This window comes from Cupriavidus oxalaticus, assembly GCF_038900635.1.
GTDB classification, from domain to species: domain Bacteria; phylum Pseudomonadota; class Gammaproteobacteria; order Burkholderiales; family Burkholderiaceae; genus Cupriavidus; species Cupriavidus oxalaticus_B.
Genome location: NZ_JAYMRX010000016.1, coordinates 1 through 22,391, shown reverse-complemented (window position 1 = coordinate 22,391; position 22,391 = coordinate 1). Strand labels below are relative to the sequence as shown.

Here is a 22,391-nt window from a genome sequence, read left to right as displayed (position 1 = left end):
CCACGGCCGGTCGCTAGCCCTTTTTTCCGGGCTGCTGGAACAGCTCGCCGGCCTCCTTGACGTTCTGCTCGGCGCGCTTGCCGATAATGGCCAGCGCCTCGGCCTGCGCCTTCTGCGCGGTCACGGCCAGCTCGCGCATGTTCTCGAACGCCTGTTGCAGTGCCTGCTGCACCAGCTCGCCTTGCCTGGTCATGGCCTCGGCCGGATTGCCCGCGGTGCCGTACTGCTGCGCCGCGGCCTGCACCTGCTGCATGGTCTGCATGAAGATTTCCTGCTGCTTCTGCATCACGGCCTGCATGCCGGCGTAGGCCAGCTGGTTGGCCTCGGTCAAGGCCTCGATATCCTTGCGGCGCGCCTCGATCACGGCGTTCATGTCGAGGCCCGGCACGCGGAACTGTTCCATCAGCTTGGTGAAATCGGCAAAAGGATTGGGAGGCGTGGCCATGCTAGATCTCCAGGTGGGGGAAAGCGTGAACAACGGAGGCGCGAACCGGCTGGGCGGCCCCTGCGCCGGGAATCACTCCACTATAGCCGCAATCCGCACAGTTCTCGTCGTCAATCGAGGAAGACCCTAAAGTTTCGGTCCCCTAAGCCGTTGCTATCCATAGCCCGCACCTGCGCCGGCCCATCGGGCCCGCCCGCGGACGACAAGAGCGGAGAACGCGGCGCCACCGGGCGCCAGCACTTCGCCGTAACCAGTCCTAATCAGGTAGAAGATATGAAGAATCTAGGAATCGGGGTCCGCCTCGGCATTGGCTTTGGGGTGGTGTTGCTGCTGTCGGCGCTCATGACGGGATTCGGCATGCTGCGCCTGCAGCAGGTGGCAGAGCGCACCCACGCGATGATGCAGCAGCCGCTGACCAAGGAAAGGCTGGTCAGCGACTGGTACCGGCTCATGCACACCAGCGTGCGCCGCACCACCGCGGTGGCACGCAGCGCCGACCCTTCGCTGGGCCAGTTCTTTGCCGCCGAGACCAAGGCGTCGATCGAAGGCATCGCGCAGCTGCGCGACAAGCTGCAGCCGATGCTCAGTTCCGAGCAGGAAAAGGCCGCGTTCCAGAAGATCCTGAGCGTGCGCGACCCGTACAACAACGGCCGCGACAAGATCACCAGGCTCAAGCAGGAAGGCCAGACCGAAGAGGCCAACCAGGTGCTGGAGAAAGAGTTCGTCCCCGCCGGCGACGCCTACCTGGCCGAGATCCAGAAGCTGCTCGACATCCAGCGCACCAGCATCGACGCCACCGCGCGCGAGATCAACGGCATCTACGTCAATGCGCGCAACAGCCTGATCGTGCTGGGCGTGGTGGTGCTCGGCATCGGCATTGCGTTCTCGGTCTGGCTGACCAGCGGCATCACGCGCCCGCTGCATCGCGCCGTGGCGGTGGCCCGCACCGTGGCTTCCGGCGATCTCACCAGCCGCATCGAGGTCGACAGCCGCGACGAAACCGGCCAGTTGCTGCAGGCACTGGCTGACATGAACGCCAATATCCTGCGCATCGTGCGCCAGGTGCGCGCTGGCACCGAGTCGATCGTGTCCGGCACCAGCCAGATCGCGGCCGGCAACACCGACCTGTCGCAGCGTACCGAGGAACAGGCCTCGTCGCTGCAGCAGACCGCGGCCAGCATGGAAGAGCTGACCAGCATCGTGCGCCAGAACGCGGACAACGCGCGCCAGGCCAGCACGCTGGCGGTCAATGCCTCGGACATCGCCGAGAAGGGCGGCGAAGTCGCGGGCAAGGTGGCCGAGACCATGGAAGAGATCAACGGCGCGTCGAAGAAGGTGGTCGACATCATCGCCGTGATCGAAGGCATTGCCTTCCAGACCAATATCCTGGCGCTGAACGCGGCAGTGGAAGCGGCGCGTGCCGGCGAGCAGGGCCGGGGCTTTGCCGTGGTGGCGGGCGAAGTGCGCAGCCTGGCGCAGCGCAGCGCGACCGCGGCCAAGGAGATCAAGGCGCTGATCGGGGATTCGGTCGATCGCGTCGAGAAGGGCTCCATGCTGGTGACGCAGTCTGGCCAGACCATGGAAGAGATCGTCGCGGCGGTCAAGCGCGTGACCGACATCATGGGCGAGATCAGCGCGGCGTCGGCCGAGCAGAGCTCGGGGATCGAGCAGGTGAACCAGGCGGTGACGCAGATGGATACGGTGACGCAGCAGAACGCGGCGCTGGTGGAAGAGGCCGCCGCGGCGGCGGGTTCGCTGGAGGAGCAGGCGCAGCGGCTGAAGGAAGCGGTGGCGACGTTCAGGCTGGCGGCGTAAATAAATCGAGGCGTGACATTGCGAGCGCATGGGAGCTGGCTGCCACCCCGCGCGATCGCTCCCCTCTCCCGCGAAGTGGGAGAGGGGTGGGGGTGAGGGTCGGAGCCTCCACGGCGTGCAGGGCGTCAATATTGCCAGCGCCGGCCCTCACCCCCGGCCCCTCTCCCGCAGGCGGGAGAGGGGAGCACACCGGCAGTGCGCTTAGCCCCAGTGCCTCGCGGAAGGCCGTTACCGCGCCTTCAAAAACTCCCCCACCTCCAGCAGCACCAGCTCATTGTCATCCGCGCGATTCGGTTCGCGGCTGCTGCTGAAGGGCAGGTTGTTGTCGTTGCCGACCACGATATGCGTGGCGTCGACCACCTCGACGTTTTCGATGGTAAAGAACGGGAACGCCAGCACCCCGTCGGTGAGCGGCTTGCGCGCCAGCTTGCCCGGGTCGGCAATGCGCAACAGGTCGACATAGCCGATCTTGCGCACCGGCCCGCCGGCATTGGCGTCGGTCAGTTCGACCTTGTAGACACGCTTGAACTTCGCCACATCATCGAAGCAGTCCGGCCGCTTCTGCCCGGCCGGGCAGGCCTTGTCCGGCGTGCCCTCGCCGTTGTCGCGCTCGATGATCAGGCCATGGCTGGCGTCGATCATGTTGAAGTCGCCGATGGCGTGGCTGGCGCCTTCCAGCACGTACTTCCAGTGGCGGCCGGTCCAGGCCTGCTGCTTGACGTCGAATTCCAGCACGCGCAGGTAGGGCTTGCCGCCTTCGCTCTCATAGGCCCTGGCGTCTTCGTTCCACAGCGCGCCTTCCAGCAGCGCATACAGCTTGCTGCCGACGGGCGACGCGGCCATGCCCTCGAAGCCCTTCGAGCGCTTTACCTGGAACTTGATGGCGGCGTCCGGCGCGCCGGGCGCGGTCACCGCCGGATGGTCGGGCGAGCGCACCACCTTGCCGTCGACCATGGTTTCGAACACCGCCAGCACCTTGCCGTTCATGTCGGCCTTGATCAGGAACGGACCGAACTCGTCGCCGATCCAGATGGCGCCGCCCGCAAACTGGAAGCTCTCGGTATCGAAGTCCGAGCCGGTCAGGTAGCGCTGCTTCGTGCCCTCGTGGACGATGCGGAACGGCACCTTCTTGTCCGGATCGTGCAGGAAGATCGTTTTGAGCCGCCGGAACTGGCCGGTGCCGAAATCCACCTTGTACTGGTTCAGGTACAGCATGAAGTCAGGCGAGTTGGCCTTGGCGCCGGCGCCGTTGTCGGTCAGCAGCCAGAAGCTGCCGTCGGCCACGCGCTTGATGCCGGAGTGCCCCTGGGCCGGCTGGCCGCGGAAGGGCAGCGAGACGCCGGTGGGCCGGCCGTTGGACTTGCCTTCGATCGTGCCCGGCGTCTCGGTGCGCTGCGCGGTGGTGAACTTGCCGCTGACCTGCAAATCCGCCGGAGCGTCCTTGGGCGCGGCCAGCAGGGTTTGCGCGGGCAGCACCGCATGACCGGCGAGCGTGGCGGGGAAGGCTTCGGGCGCATCGGCCCACGCCGGCAGGGCGCCCAGCAGCGCTGCGGCCACGGCGAGCGGGGCCAGCGCCAGGGCAGGCAAAGTTCGGGACATGATCGGTTCCTTGGCGTCGAGAGGACAAAAGCCGACATTGTCGGCGCCAAGTTTGACAAGTCTGTGATCCGTCGGGCGCACTTTGAGGAGTGGCCGTCTGGCGACGCATTGTCCCGAAATGTCAATTTGGGTGCCTGAGCGGCACCGTTCGGGTGCAACCGGCGAAACCGGGCGCCACAGGCCGGGCGCGGGCCCGATTTTCTGCCCGATTGCCGCGCAAAATACGGAGGTTTTCAGACTCCTGAAAGCAAACTGAGGCAAAATTCTATTTTTCGCCTAGTTTGTTGCCCTGCCATGGCACCCCACTGCCTGGCAGGCAGATATCCCACCCACCGATAGAGGATCTGAGAGAAGCAATGAGTACCCAGCAACCCACCATCATCTACACGCTGACCGACGAAGCCCCGCTGCTGGCGACCAGTGCGTTCCTCCCGATCATCCAGACCTTCACCAAGCCGGCCGGCATCAACGTCACCACCAGCGACATCTCCGTCGCCGGCCGCATCCTGGGTGAGTTTCCCGAATTCCTGACCGAAGAACAGCGCGTGCCGGACAACCTGGCCGAGCTGGGCAAGCTGACGCAGCTGCCGGAAACCAACATCATCAAGCTGCCCAACATCAGCGCCTCGGTGCACCAGCTGGTCAGCGCCATCCGCGAGCTGCAGGGCAAGGGCTACAAGGTGCCGGACTATCCGGAAGACCCGAAGAGCGACGAAGAAAAGGCCATCCAGAAGCGCTATTCCAAGTGCCTGGGCTCGGCCGTGAACCCGGTCCTGCGCGAAGGCAACTCCGACCGCCGCGCCCCGGCCGCGGTCAAGAACTTCGCGCGCAAGCACCCGCACAGCATGGGCGAGTGGAGCATGGCCTCGCGCACGCACGTGGCCCACATGAAGCACGGCGACTTCTACCACGGCGAAAAGTCGCTGACGCTCGACCGCGCGCGCGACGTCAAGATGGAGCTGATCACCAAGAGCGGCAAGACCATCGTGCTCAAGCCCAAGGTTTCGCTGCAGGACGGCGAGATCATCGACAGCATGTTCATGAGCAAGAAGGCCCTGTGCGCCTTCTATGAAGAGCAGTTCGAAGATGCCCGCGCCACCGGCGTGATGCTGTCGCTGCACGTCAAGGCGACCATGATGAAGGTGTCGCACCCGATCGTGTTCGGCCACGCCGTCAAGATCTTCTACAAGGAAGCCTTCGCCAAGCACGGCGCGCTGTTCGACGAACTGGGCGTCAACGTCAACAACGGCCTGGTCAACCTGTACGAGAAGATCGAGTCGCTGCCCAGCTCCAAGCGCGAAGAGATCATCCGCGACCTGCACGCCTGCCACGAGCATCGCCCGGAACTGGCGATGGTGGATTCGGCCAAGGGCATCTCGAACCTGCACGCGCCCAACGACGTGATCGTCGATGCGTCGATGCCGGCCATGATCCGCATCGGCGGCAAGATGTGGGGTGCCGACGGCCGTCCGAAGGACACCAAGGCCGTGATCCCGGAAAGCACCTTTGCCCGGATCTACCAGGAAATCATCAACTTCTGCAAGACCAACGGCAACTTCGACCCGACCACCATGGGCACGGTGCCGAACGTCGGCCTGATGGCACAGAAGGCTGAAGAGTACGGTTCGCACGACAAGACCTTCGAGATCTCCGAAGACGGCGTCGCCAACATCGTCGACCTGGCCACCGGTGAAGTGCTGCTGACGCAGAACGTCGAGCAGGGCGACATCTGGCGCATGTGCCAGGTCAAGGACGCGCCGATCCGCGACTGGGTCAAGCTGGCCGTCACGCGCGCGCGCAACTCGGGCATGCCGGCCGTGTTCTGGCTGGACCCGTACCGTCCGCACGAGGCCGAGCTGATCAAGAAGGTCGAGGCCTACCTGAAGGACTACGACACCAACGGCCTGGACATCCAGATCATGTCGCAGGTGCGCGCCATGCGCTACACGCTGGAACGCGTGATCCGCGGCCTGGACACCATCTCGGTGACCGGCAACATCCTGCGCGACTACCTGACCGACCTGTTCCCGATCATGGAACTGGGCACCAGCGCCAAGATGCTGTCGATCGTTCCGCTGATGGCCGGCGGCGGCATGTATGAAACCGGCGCCGGCGGTTCGGCTCCGAAGCACGTCAAGCAGCTGGTGGAAGAGAACCACCTGCGCTGGGATTCGCTGGGCGAGTTCCTGGCGCTGGCGGTGTCGCTGGAAGACGTCGGCATCAAGACCGGCAATGCCCGCGCCAAGATCCTGGCGAAGACGCTGGATGCCGCCACCGGCAAGCTGCTCGACAACAACAAGAGCCCGTCGCCCAAGACCGGCCAGCTGGACAACCGCGGCAGCCAGTTCTACCTGGCAATGTACTGGGCCCAGGAACTGGCCGCCCAGTCGGACGACGCGGAACTGGCCGCCAAGTTCGCGCCGCTGGCCAAGACGCTGACCGACAACGAGCAGAACATCGTGGCCGAGCTGGCTGCGGTGCAAGGCAAGCCGGTCGACATCGGTGGCTACTACCAGCCGGACGCAGCCAAGCTCAGCGCAGCGATGCGCCCGAGCCAGACGCTGAACGCCGCGCTGGCGTCGGTCACTGCCTGACCGGACCGGCCCGCATGACGGGCCGGCAGGGACGCAACCCCGGGGACGAGGTCCCCGGGGGTTTTTTCTTTTTCGGGCCGGGCTAAGTGTCCTGCTGCACTTCCCAGCCTTGTTCCGTGCCCTTTTTCTGGTCCCGGTAAGTCCAGCGCGCGCCGCAGTCCTGGCACACAAAGGTGCTGATGGTCACCGCGGCTGACCCGGGCGGCTTGATGCGTTGGGTATCGGTGATGCGCAGCGCGGCATGCCCGGGGGCGCCGCGGCGGTGGCGTTCGATGGCCTGGCAGGCAGTGCAGAGTGTCATCCGGTCTTGTCCGTTCGATGCGGCACTGTAGCACGCATGGACAGCGCGCGACGCAGCCGGCGCAAGCCGCGCCTATTGCCGCAGCTTCGTGCCGGGCTGCCGACGTGCATTGACCCGGCGTCGGGTTCCATGGTGTGCGCGGCCACTAGCGATCGGGACCGATGGAGGCCGTGGCCAACGCCAGCGTCGCGGCCGCCGCCAGCGCGCCGCTGTAGGCATCGGCGGCTGCGTTGCGCGCCAGCAGCAACTGGTTCTGCGCCAGATTCGCTTCAGTGACGGAACCGACGCCCCGGCGGTAGGCGGCAAAGGCCGCGTCGTAAGTGGTCTGTGCCGCCGAGGCCAGCGCCCGTGCGGCCTCATCGGCTGCGATGCTCGATTCCAGCGCGCTCTGGCTGGCTACCACCTGCCGCACCGACTCTTCCTTGGCGCGCGTCAGCCGGGCCGACGCGCTGTCGGCATCGTTGCGCGCTTGCGCCAGCGCCGCGGAGCGCAGGCCGCCGTCGTAGATGGGCACCGTCACGCCGAGGAACACGCTGGCACCGTAGCGGTATCCGCTCAGGTTGACCGTGGGCGGCTGCTGTCCGACCGGTGGGATCGCGGTAATGCCCGAGGTGCCGGAGGCGTATGAGGTAAATGCGGACAGGAATACCTTGGGCAGGAAACTGGCCTGGGCGGCCTTCACCCTGGCCTGGCTGGCCCGTTCCGCGGCATATGCCGCGAGCACGTCGGGCCGGCGCGCGATCGCGCTTTCCACGATCTGCTCGATCGACGCGCGCACCGCCGGCGGGAACGGCCGCACCGGCATCGCGGCGATGCGGGGCCTGGACAGTGGCGAGATGCCGATGGCGCTGACCAGCGCGAGGTAGGCGTCGGTCTCCGAGCCCTGCGCCTGCACCATGGCAAGGTTGGTCTGCGCGCGGTTCTGCGTGGCCTGGGCCACCTCCACCACGGTTCCGATTCCCCGCTGGTAGCGCGCGTTGGCGGCAGCCAGCACCGCATCGGCGTTGCGCATGGCCTGCTGCACGGTGCCGGCGCGGGTGCGCGCGGCCTGGTAGCGGTAGAAGGCGAGGCTGACCTCGTGGATGGTCTTCTGGTGCGCTGCGGAGAAGGCAATATTGGCGGCAATCGAGACTTGTTCGGTGGCATCGACAAGGTTCGCGCGCTCGCCGAAATCGAACAGCAGCCATTGCAGGGAGAGCACCGAGACGGCCCCATGCGTGGACGCGTCCACGCCCAGCGTGCCGAGCGTGGTCGGCGATGCGCTGTGGCCGCGCTGGAAGCCGCCCATCGCCGCCGCGGAAATGTACGGCAGATAACTGCTGCGCGCGATACCGGCAGCCAGCGCCGCATTGCGCGCGTCATTCCAGGCGATGCGGGTGAGCGGGTTGGTGGACTGCGCAAGGTCTATCAGCTCGGCAAGCAAGTAGTCATGCGAGGCGTCGACGGCTGCGGGCTGCGGGACCGACGCGAGCGCGGTGTTAATCGGCAGCGTGTAGTCGGCGGGCCGGCCGGCCGGTGCCGGCTTGCTGGCCGCGCCCGGCACGATCTCGCCGCGGGCAGAGGTCTGCGGTTGCCATGGCCGGTCAGGCTCAGGCGGGGCGAGATCGAGGGACGATGTCGCGCAACCTGCCAGGGTCGCGGCGCCCAGTGTCAGCAGCAGGGCGAGCGAATCAGGTTTGTGCATGAATGGTCGACGAGCTGGTCGGATCCGGTGACCCGGCACGCAATGCCGCGAGGCGCCGGTCGACAATGGCGAGCAGGGCGTTACGGGTTTCTGTGTCGTCGCTGCCGCAAGCCTGCGGCATTGGCTGCGATAGATCGGCGGTGCGCAGCTGCTGCAGCCGGCGCGCGATTTCCGGATCGCCAGGAAAGCGTTCCGCGAGCAGGAAGACCGGGCCGGCGATCGCATCGAGCACGGCCAGGCGCGCGCGCCGGTCGTCGACCCAGTCCCGCCCCGCGCCTATCGATGCCGGCTCATAGTGGGCCAGCACCAGGTCTTGCGCGATCTCGCCGTGAAGTGCCATGGCGGCAGTGGCATGACGGCGCCGCGTGTCCGGCTGGCGGGCTGCGATCAGTTGCTGCCATTGCCCGACCAGCGTTGCCAGTGCCGCTTCGATGCGTCCCGCGATACTGACCGGCCAGATCCGCGTGAAGACCAGGAACACGACAAGATTGCCCAGCATTACGCCGATCACGCGGTCGCGCGCGATGGTCAGGTCGAAGCCCGGACCGGCACCCTGGATGACGCACAAGTAGAAAGCAAAGGCCACCTGGAAGCCCGCATAGGCAATGCGCGGGGACCCCTGCGCCACCCACGCGGAAATCCACGTGCCGGCGAACACCAGCAACATCAGTCCACCCACAGAGGCAAGGGACGGGACGATGTAGACAAGCGCCACCGTGCCGATCGCCGCGCCGACCAGGCAGCCGGCAAGGCGCAGTGCCAGCTTCTCCACGGTTTCCGCCGCGGTGCCGAGCGACACCAGGTAGCAAGTAATGAAGCAGGTATGAATGCCGGGCCAGTTCAGTTGCTGGTACAGCAGGTAGCAGAACATCGCCGCGCCAGTGGTCTTGAGGGCGTAGCGGACATGGTCAGGGTTTGAGAACGCGTCGGCAAGGAGGAAGCCCCCATGCGCTGTGTCGGCTGCCTCCGGTGGTGTCGGCTCTGCCGGCTCCGCATAGCGCTGGATGGCGCCAATCAATTCCGTGGCAACCGCTCGCTGCACGGGTGCAAGGTCTTCGATGCCGGGAACGGCCAGTGCAATGTCTACCGGATAGCCGCCCGCTTCGAGCATGGCCGCCATCGCGTCGAGCTTGGCGGCGATTGGCGCAGCGACGGCTTCCGGGAGTTGCGCCCCGGATTGACGGCGCGCGACGTCGGCCGCGAGCAGGATCGCCATGGTGGACGACGTGGCTTGCCGCAGGGCGGGCAAGTCGTCCGCGCGCAGGCTGCCTTCGAGCTTCGCCAGTTTCAGCCAGCCCGCGACTGGCCGGACGCCGTCGCGCAGCACTGCCTGCAGCGCGTCGGGTTCTCCGTCGGGTTCCCGCATGCTGCGCGCGGCCGTGCGCAGGCAATGGGCCAGGCGGTCGGTGGCAAGCCGGCGCGGCGACGGTCCCAGCAGCAGGTTGACCACGACATTGACGCCAAGCGGGATCGCCACCATCAGCCACGCATAGAGCAGGCCGCGGGTGGCGACCTCGCCCGCCGGCACCAGCCCGAGCTCGTCAAGTGCAAAGCCGACGATCATCCCCATGATGGCGCCGACCGGCCGCAGCTTGCTGGCGGACGTCAGGAACAGCAGGGCCGCCGACACTACCGCCATGCACGCGACGCGGCGCAACGGGTCGTCGATGCTGAAATCGGCGAGCCACATCACCATGCCGATGACCAGGCTGACCAGCACCAGCGCCGCCACGCTCATGACAATGCTGGAGGTGCGGTCCGCACGGTTGACGAAGAAGACCACATACGCGGAGATGGCCGCTTCAGGCGTGCCGTAGATACTGGTCACCAGTACCGTCAGCGTGCCGGCCACCGCAATCCGCGTGGCGGCCGCCGGGCGGCCCGGCAGCGGCGCCAGCAACGCGCGGATATCCGCCAGGCGCAGGCGCGGCCGGTCAGCGGCAGGCTGCGCCATGCCGGATCTCGACGGTTGCGCTGGCACCGACCCTCGCCAGCGTCTGCGGCGGGTCTTCCAGCCTGATGCGGACCGGGAAGCGCCTGGCCACGCGCACCCAGTTTACGGAAGGCTGGACATAGGGCAGGGAACGCGGCAGGTTGATCCGGTCGGTATCGGTGATGCCGACGCCGATACCTTCCACCTTGCCGCGGATGGCATGGCGCCGGTCGATCATCGAATAGACCGTGGCGCAGTCCCCGATATGGATGTCGGCCAGCGAGGTCTCGCGGAAGTTCGCCACCGCGAACCATTCGCCGGTATGCACCAGCAGGAACAGCGACTGGTTGGGGATCACGACTTCGCCGGACAGCACTGTCAGCCCGCTTACGCGCCCGGCATGCGGGGCGCGCACCACGGTGTCGTCCAGTGCGCGCTGCGCAATTGCCAGCGCCGCCTCGCGCGCATGCACGGTGGCGACGGCGTCGTCGTCCTTGCCCACCGCCTGCGCGGTGGCGGCCCGCTGCACATTGGCCTGCTTCAGCGATACGGCGGCGTCGCGCTGCGCCACCTGCGCCTGGTCAAGCTGCTGCCTGGGCACATAGCCGTCCGCCGCCAGCGGGCGCAGCCGTTCCACCGTGCGCGCGGTGAGTGCGTAGTTCTGCTCGGCGCGCGTGGTCTGCTCTGACGCCACCGCGGCTGCGGCGCGCTCGCTGGTGAGCGTGCGCTGCCGTGTGCCCAGCATCGCCTGCGCCAGCTCTAGGTCGGCGCGGGCCTGCGCCACGGCCAACTGGTACGGCACCGGGTCGAGCTCGAACAGGACCGCACCCTTGTCCACCTGCTGGTTTTCCACGACGTGGATGCGCGCAATCCGGCCGCCGACCGGCGATGCGATGTGGACCAGGTCGGCATCGAGCGAGGCATCGTCCGAGGAAGGGAAGCGCAGCGTGCGCTGCCAGGCGTAGACGGAGAGCAACACGGCTGCCAGAACGATGGCCAGCGCCACCAGCTTGCCACGCAGCGGGCTCGTGCGGATGCCGGCCATTTTCATATCAGTGCCCCGTGCCCAGTAGCCAGACGAATTCCGCGATCACGATGCCGATCGCGGTATTGACCAGGAGCTGGTAGCGGACCGTTTCCGCCCAGCCTGTCATGATGAAGATCCGGTAAGACACGACGGCGCCGACAATGCCGACCAGGGCGCTCAGGAGCCAGAGCGGGAAATAGGCGCCGAACAGGCTGAAGGAGGGGGCGCCAGCGCATCCCTGGAGCAATGCGGCCAACGCAACAAGCGCAAGCGGGCGTGTCATGGAATCCGGATCTGAATGGATCGGCACAATCGGACTTCCAGCGCGCCGCCGGCAGGCTGTAGCCCTGAAAACAAAGAAGCCCTTCGAGATTCCGGAAGGGCTTCTTCAATGGTGCACCCAGGCGAGCGCTTACAGCTTGCGAATGTTTGATGCCTGGGGGCCTTTCTGGCCTTGCGTGACTTCGAATTCGACTTTCGCGCCTTCCTCCAGCGACTTGAACCCGCTGCCCTGGATTTCACTGTGATGGGCAAACAAATCCTTGCCGCCATCATCCGGTGTGATGAACCCATAGCCTTTTTCGCTGTTGAACCATTTCACAGTGCCCGTCGCCATGTGATCCTCGAAATTTGGTGAGCATGGAGAGCGCGCTATCGATTCCCCTTCCGGAATCCTCGCCACGCTCAAATATTGTCGACCGCTGGCATGCCGCCGCGGATTGCCAGAATAGCCTAAGAGGCACGCTGGTGCCAAGACCGCCGCGACCGATTGAAGTTCGGCATTCAAAACCTGGACTATGCGGCCGAGGTCTGCAATGGAGAAGACGTCACAACTAGACGTCACAACTTGCCGTTTGCGAGACATAACCCGGGACAGGGACGATGGGGTTGCAAGCCTGGAACGCCAATTGCTTGGACGCTTGCTGGGATCGCCCTGTTACTGCGACTTGCGTCGCAGTAACGAAGGGGGCCAGGTGGAGGTGGCCAACAGGTCAGACTGTCGTCAGCAAGCCGCAGCCTGAGGCGACGTCAAGGCACAATAGGCGGGCTTGGCAGCGGCCGAATGTCCTTGAGGTACGACCTCCCCGGTCGCTGCGAGCCTTGCGCAGTACGCGGCCTCGCCTGAGACCAGGCGAGCACAGTAGGCGGCGTCCCCCGCGGCCATGCGCGCACAGTAGGCGGCATCCGGCCGATCGGCCATGCGCGCGCAATATGCTGCATTCTCTTCGTTTGCCATGCGCGCGCAATACGCGGCATTCTTTTCCTTTGCCTCGCGCGCGCAATATGCGGCGTTGTCGGCCGCGGCGCGCGCGCAGTAAGCGGCGGAGGTGAGCGGGCTGCCGAACTCGCGCACGAACAGCGCATCGCTCGTCGCAGCCATTGCCATCAGGCGGCTTTCGTCTTCCGGACCATCGATGCCAACGTAGGGATCGTGATGCAGGATATATCCGAAGATTTGCATGCAGTCATCGGCATAGCGCCGGGTATCCAGGATATGCGCATGCCAGAATGCGTCGACCAGTTCGCTGGGCACCGCCGGCGTCTCCGGATACTTCGCTGCCAGCTTCAGGAATTGACGGTAGCCGCGCTCGGCCTGCTCCAGCGATTCCAGCGTCCAGTCCCGATGCTGCTGGTGCAGCAGCTTGGCCTTCATCCTTGAGAAATCGAGCGCGCCGATGGCTTCCCACATGGTTTGCACAGTACGGTCTTGCATGATTCAGTTTCCTCTTTTTTTGGCTGATTTTGGACTGCCTGAAATGCCACTGCACAATGCACACCTGACCGACAGCAGTCATGCGCGCATCGGTTGCTGGCCCCGTTCGAAAGCGGGGCCATTCTCCATGCGGCTGGCGAGGAAGGCAGTGACCTTCGCCAGCGGCAGCGGATGGCTGAAGTAGTAGCCCTGCACTTCGTCGCAGCCTTCGCGGCGCAGGAATTCGAGCTGGGCTTCGGTTTCCACGCCTTCGGCGACGACTTCGAGGCCGAGCCGGTGGCCGAGCCCGATCACCGCGCTGGTGATCTGCGTGTCGCTGCGGCTTTCCGGTACGTAACGAACGAAGCTGCGATCGATCTTGACCGTATCGATCGGGAAGCGGCTCAGGTATGCGAGCGAGGAATAGCCGGTGCCGAAGTCATCGATCGCCAGCCGCACGCCGGTGCGCTTGAGGCGAGACAGCCAGTTCGAAGCCTGTTCGGCATCGCGCATGATCATGCTTTCGGTCAGTTCCAGCTCCAGCAGGTTGCCCGGCAGCCCCGCCTGGCGCAGGGCATCGATGATGGTCAGCCTGAGCGACTTGTCGGCGAACTGCCGGGCGGAAAGATTGACCGAAACCCGCACTGGCGGCAGGCCTTGGGCACGCCACGCGGCATTCTGGCGACACGCTTCGCGCAGCGCCCACGCGCCGATCTCGACAATGGCGCCGCTTTGCTCCGCGAAGGGGATGAAATCTCCGGGCATGACCAGGCCCAGCTCCGGATGGCGCCAGCGTATCAATGCCTCGACTGCGGTGCAGGCTCCCGATGCGAGCGCAATGCGCGGCTGGTAATAGAGAACGAATTCGTCCTGCTCAAGCGCGCGGTGCAGGTGCGACTCCATGTCGATGCGCCGCTGCAGCGTGGTGCTCATGCCGCGGGTGTAGAACTGGTAGCCGTTCTTGCCAAGCTGCTTGGCCCCGTACATGGCGAGGTCGGCATGCTTGAGCAATGTCTGCCAGTCGTTGCCGTCTTCGGGGAACGAACTGATGCCGATGCTTGCAGTCATCCGCATTTCGGAATCGTTGACGACAAAACCGGGTGCCAGCACTGCCTGTATCCTGGCGAGGGTCTGGCCCAGGATCATCGAATCGCCCTTGGGATCCAGCAGCACGACGAATTCATCCCCGCCGAAGCGGGTGATCAGCTCCACATCGGGCAAGCCCTCGCGCAGCCGGTCGGCCATTTGTCGAAGCACCGTATCCCCTGCGTTGTGGCCGATCGTGTCGTTCACGACCTTGAATTCATCCAGGTCGACAAAGATCACGTGCAGGGCCTGCCCGTCGGTGCGGGCACGGGCCAGCGCTTTCTCGAACTCGGCCTTGAACATCAATCGGTTCGGCAGGCCGGTGAGGGCGTCGTGGTTGGCAATGAAGCGAAGGTTCTCCTCGGCCTGGCGCCTCAGCAGGAAGTGCCCGGTCTGGCTGGCGATGCCGCCGGCCATCGCCAGCGCATGCGCATCGGGGCTGCGCTTGACGCGGGAATAGAGTTCGACGACGCCAAGCGTCACGTGTCCCCGGCTCAGCGGGAAGGCGAACACCGTGCGCAGGCCGCCGGTGGCGAGCCAGCCGGCTTGCGCATGGCGCGACATGCCAAGGTGGCCTGCGTACCACTGCGGCGCCTGCAGGACCGCGGCGCCAGCCGGCAGGGCGGGGCGCGCGGCGAGCCAGGGTTCGAGCGCCTTGACGCGGCTCTGGCAGATTTGCGGCAGCTTCAGGCCATGGCTGTCGTCGGCTGGCCAGAAGGCACCTGCCTCCCAGTCCATGTCTTCGAGCAGCGTGTGAACGATCTCCTCGAGCACCTCGGTTTCACTGGCGGCGGTGGCCAGATGCAGGGTAATCTGATGCTCCTGTGCCCGGGCTCGTTCGGCAGACTTGCGCTGGCTGATATCCTGCGCGGTACCGCGCAAGACAGTGCTGTTCACGCCCGTTCCGTGCGCCTGACCGATCAGATGCAACCAGCCCCGGCGTCCGCGTTGGGAACGGTAGGGGCACTCGAATTCGAACGGCTGACGGTCGCGCAAGGCTGCCTCCATCTTCTCTCGCAGCACGGCACGATGACTGTCCTCGATTGCCTGGAACAGCGCCTCCGGTGTCGGCTTGTTGCCGCGCCAGCCGAGCAGTCTTGCCATCTCCCGCGAAAAGTAAGCGACGTTCTCGCCCGGGTCGATGCGCCAGTCGCCAAGGTGGGCAATTTGCTGCGCCTCGGCCAGCGCTGCCTGGCTCTCGCGCAGGCTGTGCGTCATCTGCTCGGCGGTGGCGACGGCGCGCGCTCGCGAACTCGACAGCGCGTAGGCCAGCCAGCCCAGCAGCACGCTGATGATCAGGCCCGAAGCCACCACGAGCGTTGGCAGATAGCGCTGGGGACCACCCATCGCGTTCGGGTCGGCAGCGAAGGCAATCACCCAGCGCCGCCCGCCGAAGTTGCGCACCACGCTCTTGGTCAGGTCCTGCTGGCTGGCGTCAGGTACCGCTGGCGCGTCCGCGGGTGTCGCCGCACCAGCCGCACCAGGCCGGGCGCGGCCATCCGCAGCCCGGGTGCGTCCGGGCCTGGCCAGCCCGGTCAGGCTGTCATAAAGGAGGTTGCCCGCGGACAGGGGAGCGGCTGGCTCCGCGAAGTCCCCGGCGTCATAGACGCGAAACCGGATCCGGCGCAGGTTTTCGTTGCTGACCAGTTCCTTGAGCAAATCGTCCACCCGGATGCCCGCGCCGACGGAGCCAACATAGGCGTGCCGGCGCGCTTCAACGGAGTTGAGGTCCGGCACTTTGCGGTACACCGGCAGGCGCAGGGCGATGCCGACGTGCGGGTTTTTTGCCTCGCTGAAAATCAGGCGGCCGCTGCTGACCGATTGCCCGGTATCGCGTGCGCGCTCCAGCGCCGCCAGGCGGCGCGGCTCGGCCCCCATATCGATGCCGATCGACGCCAGGTTGATGTCGAGCGGTTCGACATAGGTGAGCACGAAGTGGCCCGGCCGCTTGCCAGGCGGGCGCACGCTGAAGGTCACGCCAGCTTCGCGCAGGATCGGATCGGTGCGCTGCCGGGCGACGAAGGCGTCGATCTCGGACGCCGGCACATAGGGCGCGTAGTTGAGGGTCTGAAAGCCGGGGTAGCGCTGCGCCAGGTTCAAGCCGCTGACGAAATCCCGAAACTCGCTGCGCGTGACGTGGTCGCTGGCGCCGAAAAGCGCCTGCATCGTGACCAGCACGTCCGTATAGAGCCGGATCCGCGTGTCGAACTGCTGGACGACGTCGCCGGTATCGTTTTCGAAACGCAGCCGGACATCCCTTTCCAGCAAATCGGTACAGAACGCATAGACGACGGCCGTCGTCAGCGCTCCGAGCAGCATCGTGCCCGCCGTGATGGTGCGCGACCCAAGGCGGGCAAGCGGCCCCCGCATGCGCGCAAGCGTCTGGCGCAAGATTGTTTCCCCCGGATGCCGGCGGCGACCATTGCGGCCATCGCCGGCGACTGATACGAAATTGGACTTTGCCCGGTCCTTCTACGTGAACCGGTAGTTCTAAATGTCTTAACAATCTATAGCATGCAGAGGTTGACAGGCGTCAAATATTGCACGGTAAACACCCTCCTTAAGTGGGGTGTCAAAAAGAAGGCTTTCGGATGCGGCTATGCAGCGTGCCAACCGGGTGACGGCACGCTGGGGCAGGCGAGCGTGGACGTGTCCGAAGCTACAAAAATAGGAGACATGTCAACGATGGGAAAAGTGAAAAATCTCATCGCTCGGCGCGACATCCCGAGATGCTGTGGTTGCGACGGTCAGCGTAAGCGCAGGCGACCGGTTCGGCTCCCAAGCTGTTGCCTGCGTGAAACGCCATATGGATGATGCTGACAGGCGTTTCAAATGTCCCCGTTGCGCCATTTGCAGGATGGGCGCACGTCCCCCCGTCGCATACGCTTGCAAAAAACGTCACACCAAATGGGACCGGGGGAACCATGGATGGATGCAATCGACGCATGCCTTGCGCATGGCGTGCGGCAGCGGCGTGCCGCGGCAAGGTAGCGGCGCCATGCCATATGGCACTGCGGTGCCGCAGCGCGCGCGGACGCTGAGGCGCGAGGACCTAGGCCATGCATGCCGCCGCCATCCCTGCGCGGGAGGCCCGGGATACCGGCTGGAACCTGCCGGACCCGGCATGCCGCGACGCGCGTCCGGACGATCCGCTGCTGGATTGCCTGCTCTGGCTGGCCCACTACTTCCACCGGCCGGCGACGGCCGAATCGCTGCTTGCCGGCCTGCCGCTTGCATCCCATCGCCTGACCCCGGCGCTGTTCGCGCGGGCGGCGGCCCGGGCCGGCATGTCGGCGCGGCTCGTGCGGCGCAGGCTGGAAGAAATCCCTGAGCTGGTGCTGCCCGCGATCCTGCTGCTCGACCAGGGACAGGCCTGCGTATTGCTGCGCCGCGGCGAGGCGGGCACGCTGGTGCTCGCGCTGCCCGAATGCGGCAGCGGCGAGCAGGCTGTGCGCACCGAAGACCTGCTGGAGCGCTACTCGGGCCATGCCATCTTTGCCAGGCCCGCGCATCGTCTGGATACGGCTCACGACGGCGCGCCGGCTTCGCCCCACGAATGGTTCTGGGGGGTGATGCGCGAGTCGTGGCCGGTCTATGGCGAGGTGATGGTCGCCTCGCTGCTGCTGAGCCTGTTCGCGCTGGCCATGCCGTTGTTCACCATGAACGTCTATGACCGCGTGGTGCCGAACCATGCGCTGGAGACGCTGTGGGCGCTGGCCATCGGGGTGGGCCTGGTGCTGCTGTTCGAGCTGGCGATGCGTACGCTGCGTGGCTATTTTGTCGACGTCGCGGGCAGGCGCATCGACGTGACGGTATCCGCGACGGTGTTCGGCAAGGTGCTGGGCATCGAGATGAAGTCGCGGCCTGCGTCGGTGGGCAGCCTCAGCAGCCAGCTGCACGAGTTCGAGTCGGTGCGAGATTTCCTGACCTCGGCCACCATCACCACGCTGATCGACCTGCCGTTTGCCGCGGTCTTTATTGCCACGATGTTCTGGGTCGGCGGCCCGCTCGCGTGGGTCCCGCTGCTGACGGTACCGTTGGTGCTGGGCGTCAGCGCGGCCCTGCAGGGACCGCTGTCGCGCGCGGTGCGCGCAAGCAGTGCCTGCGCGGCGCAGCGGCAAGCCGCGCTGGTTGAAACCCTGGTCGGGCTGGAGACCATCAAGACCGTAGGTGCCGAAGGGGCCGCGCAGCGCAACTGGGAGCAGGTCGTCGGACAGATGGCGAAGCTTGGCTTGCGGGCACGCCTGCTTTCGGCGTGCGTGATCAACGTGTCGCTGTTCGCGCAGCAGGCCGCCACGCTGGTGGTCGTGGTCATCGGCGTCTACCTGATTGCCGAAGACCGGCTCACCATGGGCGGCCTGATCGCCTGCACTATCCTGGCCGGGCGCGCGCTGGCGCCGCTGTCGCAGATGGCCGGGTTGACCACACGCTACCACCAGGCGCGCGCCGCGCTGGCCGGGATCGACCGGATGATGGCATTGCCGGTCGAGCGCCCGCCCGGCAGGCATTTCGTGCACCGGCCGTCGTTGCGCGGCGAGATCGAATTCCGGCAGGTCAGCTTTCGTTATCCGGGCCGTGAGGGCGCCGCCCTGGATGGCGTGTCGTTCCGCATTGCCAGCGGCGAGCGCGTGGGCTTGATCGGCCGCATCGGTTCGGGCAAGACCACCGTCGAGAAGCTGATCCTGGGCCTGTACGCACCCGAGGCTGGCTCGGTGCTGGTCGATGGCGCGGACGTGCGCCAGCTCGACCCCGCGGCGCTGCGGCGCGATATCGGCTATGTGCCGCAGGAGGTGATGCTGTTCAGCGGCACCGTGCGAGAGAACATCGTGATGGGCGCCCCGTATGCCGACGACGAGGCGGTGCTGCGCGCGGCGCGCCTGGGTGGCGTCAGCGACTTTATCGACCGCCTGCCGGACGGCTATGACCTCCGGCTCGGCGAGCGCGGCGAAGGTCTGTCGGGCGGGCAGCGCCAGGCCATCGCGATCGCCCGCGCCGATCTGCTGCAACCGCCGGTGCTGCTGCTGGATGAGCCCAGCAGCGCGATGGACAACCGCACCGAGGAGCAGTTCAAGTCGCGGCTGTCCGCGGCGCTGGGTGGGCGCACGTTGCTGCTGGTGACGCACCGCGGTTCGCTGCTGAGCCTGGTCGACCGCCTGATCGTGATGGACCAGGGCCGCATCGTCGCCGACGGACCCAAGGCCGATGTGCTGAACGCGCTCGCGGGGAGGAAGCTCCATGTCGCTTCTGCCTGAGACCCGGAACCTCTTGCGCCGCCTGGCCGCCGCGCTGCGGCCGCACGCGGACGACACCGCATTCATGGGCGAGCGCGAGGCGGCAGCGGTGGCGGGGTCGCGCTGGTTCACGCACTGGATCCTGTTGTGCGCGCTGCTGTTCGTGGTGGCGGCGCTGGCCTGGGCCGCGCTGGCGCGCGTGGATGAAGTGACGGTGGGCGAGGGCAAGGTGATTCCGTCCAGCCAGGTTCAGGTGGTGCAGAACCTGGAAGGCGGAATCGTCGCGGAGATCATGGTGCGCCCGGGGCAGGTCGTGCACAAGGACCAGCCGCTGATGCGCATCGACGATACCCGCTTCACCGCCTCGTACCAGGAAGGCCGCACCAAGGACGATGCGCTGGTGGCGCGCATCGCGCGCCTGAGCGCCGAAGCCGCCGGCACGGCGTTCGTCGACAGCGTGGCCGGCGATGCCGACAGCCGCCGCTTTGTCGCCGAGGAACGCTCGCTGTTCGAATCCCGCAAGCGCGCGCTGGAAGCCAACCTGGCGGTGTTGCGCCAGCAGTCCGAGCAGCGCCGCCAGGAACTGACCGAGAAGCGCTCGCGCGAACAGCAACTGCGGCAGAGCCATCGGCTGGTGGCGCAGGAGCTGGCGATGATGCGGCCAATGGTGGCGCAGGGGGTGGTGTCCGACGTCGACGTGCTGCGGCTGGAGCGTCAGACCAACGACCTGAAGGGCGAGCTCGAGGCCACGCGGCTGGCCATGCCGCGGCTGGAAGCGGCCTACCGCGAGAGCCAGCAGAAGCTGGACGAGGCGGCCACGCATTTCCGCGCCGAGGCCATGCGCGAACTGAACCAGGCCAAGGCCGAACAGGCGGCGCAGAGCGCGACCAACACCGCGCTGCAGGACCGCGTCGACCGCACGCTGGTGCGCGCGCCCCTGTCAGGCATCGTCAAGCAGCTCAAGGTCAATACCGTGGGTGGCGTGGTGCAGCCCGGCATGGACCTGGTGGAGATCGTGCCGCTGGAAGACACGCTGCTGGTAGAGGCGCGCGTGCGCCCGGCCGATATCGCCTTCCTGCGTCCAGGGCAGCCGGCGGTGGTCAAGCTGTCGGCCTATGACTTCTCGATCTATGGCGGATTCCCCGGCACGGTCGAACATATCAGCGCCGATACGCTGACGCCGGAGCGCCCGGGCGAGCGGCCCGAGAGCTACTACCTGGTGCGTGTGCGCACCCGCGACAACCGCCCCGGCGGCAGCGCCGTGCAGGTGCCCATCCTGCCCGGCATGGTGGCCACGGTCGATGTACTGACGGGCCAGAAGACAGTGCTCCACTACCTGCTCAAGCCCATCATCAAGACCCGGGAGCTGGCATTCCGGGAACGATAAGCGCAAAGGGGCAGGCATCCTGCCTGCGCACAACCATAACCAGCAAGACACGGCTACCAGGCCGGCATTCAGGACGGAGAGAGGGAAACCATGGCAACACTGACTGGCGGCAACGGCAGCGACAACATCATCGGCACCACTTCCAGCGACACCATCCTGAGCGGAAACGGCAATGACTATGTCAGCGCCGGCGATGGCAACGACTACGTCGACGCCGGCAACGGCGACGATATCGTCGAAGGCGGCGACGGCAACGACACCCTGCTCGGCGCGAACGGCAAAGACCGCGTATTCGGCGGACGCGGCAACGACAGCCTGTCGGGCGGCAACGGCGCCGATGCGGTCTATGGTGGCAGCGGCGACGACGTGATCGGCAGCCTCGATGGGGGCTCCGCGCTCTACACCGGCGACAATGGCGGCGACACGATCTATGGCGACGGCTTCGACAGCTACGCCGATTACCAGCTCGGGCGCGGCCATGAGTCGGCCCAGCCCGGCAATGACCGCATCGCCGCAGGCAATGGCGACGATCTGATCTACGGTGACAACGGCAACAACGCCGCCGTGGGGGGCGACGACGTCATCACCGGCGGGAACGGCAAGGACACCATTTATGGCGAAGGCGGCAACGACACCATCGGCGGCGGCGCCGGCGGCGATCTGCTGAGCGGTGGGGCGGGCCGCGATGTATTCGTCTACAACGCCGTGCTGGATTCTGCGACCGGCGGCATGGATGTCATCACCGATTTCCAGCGCGGCACCGACCGTCTCGACCTGCGGCCGGTGCTGGGACAGACCGGCTTCGAATGGGGCGGGCGCACACCGACCGCACATGGCGCCTGGTTCGGCCAATCGGGCGGCAATACCTATGTCTATGTGGATGTCGATGGCAATCCCGCCACGGCGGAGATGGTCATCCAGATCAACGGCCTGCATGAACTAGCCCGGAGCGATTTCGCCGGCTACGACAACCATGCGCCCACGGCCACGGCCGATACCCATGGCATGGGCGAAGACAACCATCCGAATCCGATCACCGGCAATGTGCTGTCCAATGACAGCGACATCGACGCCGGCAATGTGCTGGCGGTGGCGAGTCCCGGCACCTATGTCGGCCAGTATGGCACGCTGCAGATCAATGCCGACGGCAGCTACAGCTACACGCTGGACAACAGCAATGCGCTGGTGCAGGCACTGCGCGCGGGTGACCATGTCGACGACACTTTCAGCTACAGCGTGACCGATGGGCAGGCGGCGGCGGCGTCGACGCTGCGTATCCGGATCAATGGCGCCAACGATGTGGCTGGCATCCATGCGTCGGCCAGCGAAGACTCGTCGGTGACGGAGGCTGGGGGACTTGCCAACGCTGTTGCCGGTGATGCATCGGCCAGCGGCACGTTGACGGTCAGCGATGTCGATACCGGTGAAGCGCATTTTGCTGCCGTGCCGCCGGACAGCCTTGCCGGGCGCTACGGCACCTTCACCTTCGACAGCAACACCGGGGCCTGGACCTACACGCTCGATAACAGCAAGGCCGATGCGCTGACCGCAGGGCAACAGGTCAGCGATTCGCTGACGGTGGTGTCAGCGGACCAG

Annotated in this window: 15 protein-coding genes; 5 read left to right on the top strand and 10 right to left on the bottom strand. The window is 66.2% G+C overall.

The window, feature by feature from the left end; genetic code table 11:
* Positions 1-13: 13 nt before the first annotated feature.
* Complete coding sequence (locus VSR71_RS22795) at positions 14-445, bottom strand: TIGR01841 family phasin (RefSeq protein WP_342916072.1); 432 nt, start codon at positions 443-445, stop codon at positions 14-16.
* 273 nt (positions 446-718) lie between these two features.
* Between VSR71_RS22795 and VSR71_RS22790 the strand changes: the two genes are divergently transcribed.
* Positions 719-2,260, top strand: a complete 1,542-nt coding sequence (locus tag VSR71_RS22790) for a methyl-accepting chemotaxis protein (RefSeq protein WP_342916071.1) — start codon at positions 719-721, stop codon at positions 2,258-2,260.
* A 228-nt stretch (positions 2,261-2,488) separates the two neighbouring features.
* Here the strand turns inward: VSR71_RS22790 and VSR71_RS22785 are convergent, their stop codons facing one another.
* Positions 2,489-3,859, bottom strand: a complete 1,371-nt coding sequence (locus VSR71_RS22785; RefSeq protein WP_342916070.1) for an esterase-like activity of phytase family protein — start codon at positions 3,857-3,859, stop codon at positions 2,489-2,491.
* A 356-nt stretch (positions 3,860-4,215) separates the two neighbouring features.
* Between VSR71_RS22785 and VSR71_RS22780 the strand changes: the two genes are divergently transcribed.
* Positions 4,216-6,453, top strand: a complete 2,238-nt coding sequence (locus tag VSR71_RS22780; RefSeq protein ID WP_342916069.1) for an NADP-dependent isocitrate dehydrogenase — start codon at positions 4,216-4,218, stop codon at positions 6,451-6,453.
* An 82-nt stretch (positions 6,454-6,535) separates the two neighbouring features.
* On the opposite strand, the gene VSR71_RS22775 is transcribed toward VSR71_RS22780, so the two are convergent.
* The 8 genes from VSR71_RS22775 to VSR71_RS22740 form a co-directional block, all read right to left on the bottom strand.
* Positions 6,536-6,754: a hypothetical protein gene (locus tag VSR71_RS22775; RefSeq protein WP_342916068.1), complete on the bottom strand. Its 219-nt coding sequence runs from the start codon at positions 6,752-6,754 to the stop codon at positions 6,536-6,538.
* A 145-nt stretch (positions 6,755-6,899) separates the two neighbouring features.
* On the bottom strand, positions 6,900-8,438 hold the full coding sequence (locus tag VSR71_RS22770) for a TolC family protein (RefSeq protein WP_342916067.1): 1,539 nt from the start codon (positions 8,436-8,438) through the stop codon (positions 6,900-6,902).
* On the bottom strand, positions 8,425-10,392 hold the full coding sequence (locus tag VSR71_RS22765) for an FUSC family protein (RefSeq protein ID WP_342916066.1): 1,968 nt from the start codon (positions 10,390-10,392) through the stop codon (positions 8,425-8,427). Before VSR71_RS22765 ends, VSR71_RS22770 begins: the two co-directional genes overlap by 14 nt.
* Positions 10,373-11,422, bottom strand: a complete 1,050-nt coding sequence (mdtN, locus tag VSR71_RS22760; protein WP_342916065.1) for a multidrug transporter subunit MdtN — start codon at positions 11,420-11,422, stop codon at positions 10,373-10,375. Before mdtN ends, VSR71_RS22765 begins: the two co-directional genes overlap by 20 nt.
* A 1-nt stretch (position 11,423) precedes the next feature.
* On the bottom strand, positions 11,424-11,681 hold the full coding sequence (locus VSR71_RS22755; protein WP_342916064.1) for a hypothetical protein: 258 nt from the start codon (positions 11,679-11,681) through the stop codon (positions 11,424-11,426).
* Positions 11,682-11,810: 129 nt separating this feature from the next.
* On the bottom strand, positions 11,811-12,014 hold the full coding sequence (cspE, locus tag VSR71_RS22750; protein WP_342916063.1) for a transcription antiterminator/RNA stability regulator CspE: 204 nt from the start codon (positions 12,012-12,014) through the stop codon (positions 11,811-11,813).
* Between the two features lie 387 nt (positions 12,015-12,401).
* The gene (locus tag VSR71_RS22745) at positions 12,402-13,112 is read right to left on the bottom strand and encodes a hypothetical protein (protein ID WP_342916062.1); all 711 of its coding nucleotides are present in this window, start codon (positions 13,110-13,112) and stop codon (positions 12,402-12,404) included.
* Positions 13,113-13,190: 78 nt separating this feature from the next.
* The gene (locus VSR71_RS22740; protein ID WP_342916061.1) at positions 13,191-16,568 is read right to left on the bottom strand and encodes a bifunctional diguanylate cyclase/phosphodiesterase; all 3,378 of its coding nucleotides are present in this window, start codon (positions 16,566-16,568) and stop codon (positions 13,191-13,193) included.
* 668 nt (positions 16,569-17,236) lie between these two features.
* Here VSR71_RS22740 and VSR71_RS22735 point away from each other — a divergent pair.
* The 3 genes from VSR71_RS22735 to VSR71_RS22725 all read left to right on the top strand — a co-directional run.
* Positions 17,237-19,429 (top strand): type I secretion system permease/ATPase, encoded by a 2,193-nt coding sequence (locus VSR71_RS22735; RefSeq protein WP_342916060.1) that lies wholly within the window; start codon positions 17,237-17,239, stop codon positions 19,427-19,429.
* A complete protein-coding gene (locus VSR71_RS22730) occupies positions 19,413-20,795 on the top strand; it encodes an HlyD family type I secretion periplasmic adaptor subunit (RefSeq protein ID WP_342916059.1) in 1,383 nt (460 codons plus the stop codon). The genes VSR71_RS22735 and VSR71_RS22730 overlap by 17 nt, the downstream gene beginning before the upstream one ends.
* A gap of 90 nt (positions 20,796-20,885) precedes the next feature.
* Positions 20,886-22,391 (top strand): VCBS domain-containing protein (locus VSR71_RS22725; RefSeq protein WP_342916058.1); only part of this gene is annotated, 1,506 nt, incomplete at its 3' end.

What these genes read in the sequence shown, in the direction of transcription:
- VSR71_RS22795 (WP_342916072.1), bottom strand. Translation starts at nt 445, where the DNA reads ATGGCCACGCCTCCCAATCCTTTTGCCGATTTCACCAAGCTGATGGAA.
- VSR71_RS22790 (WP_342916071.1), top strand. Translation starts at nt 719, where the DNA reads ATGAAGAATCTAGGAATCGGGGTCCGCCTCGGCATTGGCTTTGGGGTG.
- VSR71_RS22785 (WP_342916070.1), bottom strand. Translation starts at nt 3,859, where the DNA reads ATGTCCCGAACTTTGCCTGCCCTGGCGCTGGCCCCGCTCGCCGTGGCC.
- VSR71_RS22780 (WP_342916069.1), top strand. Translation starts at nt 4,216, where the DNA reads ATGAGTACCCAGCAACCCACCATCATCTACACGCTGACCGACGAAGCC.
- VSR71_RS22775 (WP_342916068.1), bottom strand. Translation starts at nt 6,754, where the DNA reads ATGACACTCTGCACTGCCTGCCAGGCCATCGAACGCCACCGCCGCGGC.
- VSR71_RS22770 (WP_342916067.1), bottom strand. Translation starts at nt 8,438, where the DNA reads ATGCACAAACCTGATTCGCTCGCCCTGCTGCTGACACTGGGCGCCGCG.
- VSR71_RS22765 (WP_342916066.1), bottom strand. Translation starts at nt 10,392, where the DNA reads ATGGCGCAGCCTGCCGCTGACCGGCCGCGCCTGCGCCTGGCGGATATC.
- mdtN (WP_342916065.1), bottom strand. Translation starts at nt 11,422, where the DNA reads ATGAAAATGGCCGGCATCCGCACGAGCCCGCTGCGTGGCAAGCTGGTG.
- VSR71_RS22755 (WP_342916064.1), bottom strand. Translation starts at nt 11,681, where the DNA reads ATGACACGCCCGCTTGCGCTTGTTGCGTTGGCCGCATTGCTCCAGGGA.
- cspE (WP_342916063.1), bottom strand. Translation starts at nt 12,014, where the DNA reads ATGGCGACGGGCACTGTGAAATGGTTCAACAGCGAAAAAGGCTATGGG.
- VSR71_RS22745 (WP_342916062.1), bottom strand. Translation starts at nt 13,112, where the DNA reads ATGCAAGACCGTACTGTGCAAACCATGTGGGAAGCCATCGGCGCGCTC.
- VSR71_RS22735 (WP_342916060.1), top strand. Translation starts at nt 17,237, where the DNA reads ATGCATGCCGCCGCCATCCCTGCGCGGGAGGCCCGGGATACCGGCTGG.
- VSR71_RS22730 (WP_342916059.1), top strand. Translation starts at nt 19,413, where the DNA reads ATGTCGCTTCTGCCTGAGACCCGGAACCTCTTGCGCCGCCTGGCCGCC.